The organism is Neobacillus pocheonensis, assembly GCF_050477905.1.
Classification (GTDB): Bacteria; Bacillota; Bacilli; order Bacillales; family Cytobacillaceae; genus Neobacillus; species Neobacillus pocheonensis_A.
In genome coordinates, this window is the sequence record NZ_JBCNAD010000068.1 from 1 (window position 1) to 6,722 (window position 6,722).

At 36.2% G+C, this 6,722-nt stretch carries 8 protein-coding genes; 3 read left to right on the top strand and 5 right to left on the bottom strand.

Features of this window, described 5'->3' with window-relative positions; translation table 11 throughout:
- Positions 1–470 precede the first annotated feature (470 nt).
- From ABES02_RS27715 to ABES02_RS27725, 3 genes are all read right to left on the bottom strand, one after another.
- Entirely contained in the window at positions 471–875 is a 405-nt protein-coding gene (locus ABES02_RS27715) for a GtrA family protein (RefSeq protein WP_430141033.1), read from the bottom strand.
- 522 nt (positions 876–1,397) lie between these two features.
- Complete coding sequence (locus ABES02_RS27720; protein ID WP_430141034.1) at positions 1,398–1,607, bottom strand: hypothetical protein; 210 nt, start codon at positions 1,605–1,607, stop codon at positions 1,398–1,400.
- A gap of 214 nt (positions 1,608–1,821) precedes the next feature.
- On the bottom strand, positions 1,822–2,295 hold the full coding sequence (locus ABES02_RS27725) for a hypothetical protein (protein ID WP_430141035.1): 474 nt from the start codon (positions 2,293–2,295) through the stop codon (positions 1,822–1,824).
- A 261-nt stretch (positions 2,296–2,556) separates the two neighbouring features.
- Here ABES02_RS27725 and ABES02_RS27730 point away from each other — a divergent pair, with 261 nt between their 5' ends.
- Complete coding sequence (locus ABES02_RS27730) at positions 2,557–2,727, top strand: hypothetical protein (RefSeq protein ID WP_430141036.1); 171 nt, start codon at positions 2,557–2,559, stop codon at positions 2,725–2,727.
- A 184-nt stretch (positions 2,728–2,911) separates the two neighbouring features.
- Here the strand turns inward: ABES02_RS27730 and ABES02_RS27735 are convergent, their stop codons facing one another.
- On the bottom strand, positions 2,912–4,273 hold the full coding sequence (locus ABES02_RS27735; protein ID WP_430141037.1) for an IS1182 family transposase: 1,362 nt from the start codon (positions 4,271–4,273) through the stop codon (positions 2,912–2,914).
- A 211-nt stretch (positions 4,274–4,484) separates the two neighbouring features.
- Between ABES02_RS27735 and ABES02_RS27740 the strand changes: the two genes are divergently transcribed.
- Positions 4,485–4,691: a DUF1657 domain-containing protein gene (locus ABES02_RS27740; RefSeq protein ID WP_430068509.1), complete on the top strand. Its 207-nt coding sequence runs from the start codon at positions 4,485–4,487 to the stop codon at positions 4,689–4,691.
- A 359-nt stretch (positions 4,692–5,050) separates the two neighbouring features.
- Here ABES02_RS27740 and ABES02_RS27745 read toward each other — a convergent pair whose 3' ends face one another.
- A complete protein-coding gene (locus ABES02_RS27745) occupies positions 5,051–5,254 on the bottom strand; it encodes a hypothetical protein (protein WP_283873184.1) in 204 nt (67 codons plus the stop codon).
- Between the two features lie 415 nt (positions 5,255–5,669).
- On the opposite strand from ABES02_RS27745, the gene ABES02_RS27750 reads away from it, so the two are divergent.
- Complete coding sequence (locus ABES02_RS27750) at positions 5,670–6,485, top strand: M15 family metallopeptidase (RefSeq protein ID WP_430141038.1); 816 nt, start codon at positions 5,670–5,672, stop codon at positions 6,483–6,485.
- Positions 6,486–6,722 lie beyond the last annotated feature (237 nt).

The window sequence follows — 6,722 nt, forward strand, 5'->3', positions numbered from 1 at the left end:
TTCGTCAGCTTACCCTTTTCTCGTAGGTTTATTTGCATTCTCACCATATTCATTCAACTCAAGCATCATGAACTACACCACTCCTTCGAGTAGGCTTTCGTCAGCCGAACTGGTACGGTAATTTCTCACGCCTTTTCACCGAGCTTATAACACTATCATTCTTACTAAATCCAGTGCTATTCGACCAAGAGAGAACCCTTCAGGGCGTTACCCCGTCATTTGATTCTTCGATATAACCCTTCAGTTCCGACAGGAACTGCCTGACCTTTACCTGAGCATTGTGTGACCAATCTCAATTTAAGCCAGGAACATTTCGCACAACTCAAGCACCCGATAGTTTAAGTGAAATAATTCACAAAGTTTGTGAGAATTCCTATTCTAATATGCGAATATTGTCATCTAGTTTAGTTTCAAACAGACTTTTTAAGCAAATTCCCCACTTTCATTAAACGTGTAGGCGAATTCTTGTACTAGATTTGAGCATATTCATCATTTTTTGAAGTTTTGAAAGTTATTGATTTATGTAATGAAAACTGTAATACTGTAACAATTAAAATCGCAATTATTTTAACTAAAATCTTATTAAAATTAAGTAGTTGTACAAATATAAACAGTATTAAAGCAGTAATCGCAAAACCAACCAAAGCTACTGAGTAATATTTTAAATATCTCGAAAATAATTTGTCTTTCACCTTAAAAGTAAAAATCGCGTTTAAAATAAAGTTGTTTGTTTGGCCTAAGCTAATACTAATAAAGTTAGCAATTTGGATATTGATACCAGCAACCATAGTAAGAAGCCAAAATGTACCAATATCAACAATGATGCCTGTTACACCAATACTACAGTATTTGATGAATTTTTCATACTTCCTCATTAATTCCAGCTCCTCTTTTTGTTTTTGTAAAATTATGAATTACACGAATTTATTAAATATATAATTTATACTTAAATAAACTAACTATTAATAAAGTAAATATAATCTAGACTTCTATATTTTAAGGTGAAAACTATGTATATCGAAAAATTGCGGAAACAGGATCTATCATATTCATTTAAATAAAAAAAGTAGCCCTATGGCTACTTTTCATAACTAATTCTTCATATTCATCAAGTTTTCAAAAAGTAGCTTTTGCTTTTCATTCATATTGAAATTTACCCTAGTTAAAAGGTTGTTTACCCATAAGATTGGCTGATTGCTTCTTCCACTATACTGCCCTGTAGCGATCCCTGTACTTTAACTCTTGCACCCGTTAGTGTAAGTACAATATTTCACAATCTTACCTTGCCTATGTAAGTAGTTTAAGAACAATCAGCAATTAATCCTTATAATAAAATCCCCTGACATTGTCACGGGGATTTACAACTACTTTTCTCAGTATTTCATTCAAAAACGATATTATAATTCTGTCGATGGGGCTAGTGATGACTTTTCTACTTGAGTTACGGCAGTTAAAGCAGACGAAATTTCGTTCGAAGCCTGTTTAATCGCTTCCTGAGCGAGTGTAGGATCTGAATTTGCCTTTTCAATTGCTTTTGTTAACAATTCCTGTGTGAGTGTTACATTTGCTTTTGCTCGATTTAGTTGATTTACATCAATTTGAGTCATGAGAATCTCTCCTTTTGTTTTAAATTACTTCTATATATTCACCCTACATTTAATTTTTATTAAAGGTAAAAACTACCTCAAAATTGAAAAGGGGTATCGCCGCGGTAGTCCCAATCTTCAACTCTTGCACCCGATAGTTTAAGTGTAATATTTCACAATCTTTCTTGTAGAACAATAAAAAGCAACCTTCAACTTGAAGAGTCGCACCTGTTACTTAACTAATCATTAGTTTTTTGTATTTTTCAAAAAGGTATTGAAATCCATATAAGAAAAAAGCCTTGTAAAAGAAATATAGAAAGAACTGAAATTCGTTAAATTGAACTAATCTATATAGTTTTAACTTTGTAAATACCCTTGTAATAGGAGATACAAAAATTGCTTCGCCAATAGCATTTAACATAATAAACTTTTTAAAATTACCGTATGCCCATTTTAATGTCCATAAAGACATCGCCAACATTGGTCCTATGAGAAAAGGAAATTCATTTTGAATAAAGGACTGTGGTTTATTATAAAAAGACCACCATTTGCGTTTTTTTCCAATTTGGGCATCCAAACTACATATTAGAACAGCAAGGATTGATACTGGTAAAAATCTCCTTATAGTCCGCCATCCTAACAAAGGCATTGTAAGCCACGAGAGTAATATCATTACAATATTAAGTAACCACTGATTTTTCATTGTCATATTAATACCCCTTTTTCCAAAAGGAATTTTCTAGCTTATTATTTCTCCCTCGTTATTTAACTATTCTGCATCCATTAGTGGAACAAGAACAAAAAAGCCACCAAATTGGCAGCTGAATCTTTAACTTTTGCACCCGTTAATTAAACAAGTCCCCTGACTTCTATTGCATAATATCCTCGTATTTGTGAACAAAAATCTTTTTGAATTTTTTTATTTCCAAGAAAGATAATATTTAGTAATTAAATGAAGGAGATGATTAAAATGACGATCAACAAATACGTTAAAAATATTCTAGGTGTTGATGTACGTGCCCGTTTTTCTACAGCAGATAGCGGAAATAATTATGACCCCTTCAAAAATCCTATTATCCATAAACAAATAAATGGACGAGAGATAGTACCGCTTAATGTTAAAAAATTATGGGGGAAATAAATCATCCAAAATATTAAAAATTGTGTTCTTGCCTAAATATAGATATTCAAGATTTGCATATGATAACCATCCTTTTTAGGATGGTTCAGAGTGTAGACAAAAGGCATCCGAATGTGACCATTCGGAGCCTTTTGTCCTTTTTATGCTTTTTATATCTTAGAACGGACCTCTCCGGAGGTCCATTTTACACCATTTCTGGACATTGCCATGTCCAGCTGGCCATCTTCTTTAAATTCATGGATGCAAAAGTAAGCATCGCTTGCATGAACAATTTTTTTATGCCCCTTAGGGTTGTCCATCGCATACCATGCTTTTCTTTAGCATCTGCAAAGACACGTTCGATCGTTTCTTTACGTCTTGCATAAATGCTTTTATTCTCTTGTGTATGACGAAGATGATCGGCTTCTTCCAAGTAGTTCTCCCACACATGTCGCTGAATGAGTTTTTTATGTTCCTTACTCTGAGTACACTCTGAAAGCAAAGGGCAAGTTTTACATTGAGTCGGATTAGAGAAGTATTGACGATAACCTTCTTTGGTCGTTGTTGCATATTTCAGTATTTGTCCTTGCGGACAAATATAACAATCGTAGTGTTCATCATATACATATTCATGTTTTTTCATATATCCGTCCTTCGTGCGAGGGCGAGTATATGGTAAAGCGGGTGTCATATCATTTTCAAATAGGTATTGGGCAATAGCAGGTGTTTTATATCCAGCGTCAGCAGCAACAGCTTCAGGTTTTCCGTGGTTCTCAATTACCTTTTCCAGTAGTGGCTCGAAGATGGCACTATCATGTATGTTCCCTGGCGTAACAATAGCTCCCAAAACAAAACCCTTGCGATCAGATGCTGCATGAAATGAGTAAGCAAACTGCTTTGTTCGCTCGTCCTTCACGTAATAACCACTCTCTGGATCAGTAGTACTTTCCTTTATTTCTTTCACTTCTTCTTTTTCAAATTTATCAGGAGGAAATGGTTTCTTGCCGTGGTCTTCACGGTCACCATTGATTTCATCCTGAAGACGAGCTTGGTACGCTTTCGTTTCTTTACGTACAACTTTCTTCTCGAATTTACGCTTATTCGCACTCGCTTTTACATGAGTAGAATCAATAAATACGTGCTCGCCACTAACCAACTTCTTTTCTGTAGCTTCCTTCAAAATACGATAGAAGATCTGTTCAAATAAATCTGTATCCTTGAATCGTCGTTCGTAATTTTTCCCGAATGTTGAGAAGTGGGGGACTTTATCATGAAACCCAAAACCTAAAAACCAACGATAAGCTAGATTCGTATCAATCTCTTCTATTGTTTTGCGCATAGAGCGAATACCGAAGGTATATTGGATGATGGCCATCTTAATTAATACCACAGGATCAATACTTGGACGTCCACGTTCGGTAGAGTACATTTCTTGAACAAGTGAATATATAAATGAAAAATCGATAGCAGCTTCCATTTTACGAACCAAATGATTCGCAGGTACAAGCTGGTCTAAAGTAATCATTTCTAATTGGTCCCGATTAATCTGTGTATTTTTCGTTAGCATTTCATCACCTCATGGAAATCTCAGTACCTTAATTATACAAAAAAGACTGCCGATAAATCCGATTTTTTTCGAATTTGTCGACAGTCTGAACCATCCTTTTTAGGATGGTTTTGTATTAGGTTGTAATTAGTAAATCTCCAATACATAAGCTAATAAATACTCCACATACTACTTTTGTAATTTCAATTTTATCGCGAAAAGAGGTCTTTAAATGACAGTTGGAAAAGACGTTCAAACAGCTTTAGCAAGTTTAAAAAGTGCACAGGCAAGCTTTGAAACCTTCGCTTTAGCAACTGACAACCAAAACGCTAAACAACTTTATCAACAAGCTGCACAACAAACACAATCTGTTCTTGATAGTCTTGAACCACGTCTTCAAGAAATTCAAGCCGAGGAACCACAATACAAACAACAATAATTTTGTTCTAAACAAAGTGGCATTTACCACTATTTGGAATTAGCGTTATCAATTAAGTTCCATATAATACTTTGGAAACAATTTCAAACCGTATATCTGTTAAAACAGCCATCACTCCAGGTAACCAAAATGAAGACTCCATATGGAGCTTCTTTTTTTGTCGCCCTTTACCTCAAATGTGACTTAAAAGAGAATCCTCTTGTTAAACTAAACTGCTTACGTTAGCTTAAGTGTATTCCTTCACAATGTAAGTTTTCTGTAAATTTAAATTATAAAACAAAGGGAATTGCTTAAATATCCACATAAAAAAGAGCGACCATTTCAGCCACTCTTAACTTATCCTTTAAATTTATCTATTTCTACGGACAATTTTCACAGTAGTAAATTCCATCTATTTTATCCTTACTTAATTCCTCATATAGGAACAACTGGCTACAGCATCCGCACTTAATCAACTCATCAGCACAATCTTCGCATGCTTTCCACTCATAGCCTGTATCTAGGATGTTATTTTCTTCGAAATAGTCATTACAAAAGTCACATCGTACATTCTTATCACCCATAAAATACCTCCCCTTTTATTAAGTGGCTTCAAGTATTACTTTATTCTACTGGCTCTGTTAAATAATTATGTTGATTTTTAAGTAAAAAGAAAACAGTCAGAAAAATCTAGCTGTTTTTCCTAAAATTTAACTTTCTCTTATTTAACTAACGCACCCCGTTACTTTAAGTACAATATTTCACAATCCGTTTTTAGAGCGTTGATTAAAGTAATATGGAGCAGCCCGAGCGGTGACAATGACCTGTGACATACTCTTTTGCCAAAAATTCCGTCGAATGGACATAAATTCGAAAAAGCAATGCTGAGGCGTGGAACATTTTGCGCATAGATTGTAATGGGATTTCAAACCCTATTTGTATCATCGGTCTTAGAAACTGTGGATCGATATTCAATTTGATATAGAGGAGTAGGATAATATGGCAAAAAAGTGGGTCAGCGCATGGGTCGTTCTCATCACGTTCTTCACCCTCGTGGGCTGTAACCGAGATTCGGATCATTCCTCTTCACCCAAAAATAACGACAGCGGCACAAGTCAGTCCTTGACCCCAATGAGCAACCGGTCCCAATCCAACCCAAACAGCATAGGGACAAACGTGTCGTATGTGAATAAGACAAAGACGAAGGATGGAAAGGTAATCTATACCACGAAATATCCTGCATCCCTGGGAGTCATCGTGAACAAGAAAGTTTATCTGCCTAAAACGTATGTGCCGAAGAATCTGGTCTATCCTAAGACCTCCTTTCTCTTTAATGAAAAAATAGAGAAACGGAAGTTGCGCCAGGAAGCGGCGGCGGCACTCGAAAAGATGTTTGCGGCAGCAAAAAAAGACAAAGTTTATTTAAGCGGGGTCTCTGCCTATCGTTCGTATGCCACGCAGGCGGCCGTCTTTGACCGTTATGTCAAAAGAGACGGGTATGAAAAAGCAAGAACATACAGCGCCATTCCCGGCACCAGTGAACACCAGACGGGGCTCGCCATCGACGTTAGCGGAAGCAGCGGGAAATGTGCGGCGGCCTCTTGTTTCGCCAGTACAAAAGAAGCGAAATGGCTGGATAAGAACAGCGCCAATTACGGCTACATCATCCGTTATCCAAAAGGAAAAGAGTACGTGACTGGCTACAAATACGAACCCTGGCACATCCGCTACGTCGGCACCACCATTGCGAAGGAAATGAAAAACAAGAACTTGACATTAGAAGAGTATTTCGGTATTTTCCCAATCCTGAAGTAAGTCGTGATTCTCGAAACGAAAAAACCGCGAAAGCTTCACGCTCCGCTCCTGAACTTGCCCCTCTTTTCTATCTGGTAAAGTGGGGTTTCGTTTTGCCCCTACGCATTATTTCAAATATGGGATAGTCCTCAAATTATCAGTTTAGGATTATTCTGAAAAATCACTTTATGAAGAGGTGATGTTATGAATCAAAAATTCGAAAAAAATTTTGTTAATTTCCATCCTACACCTTCTTCA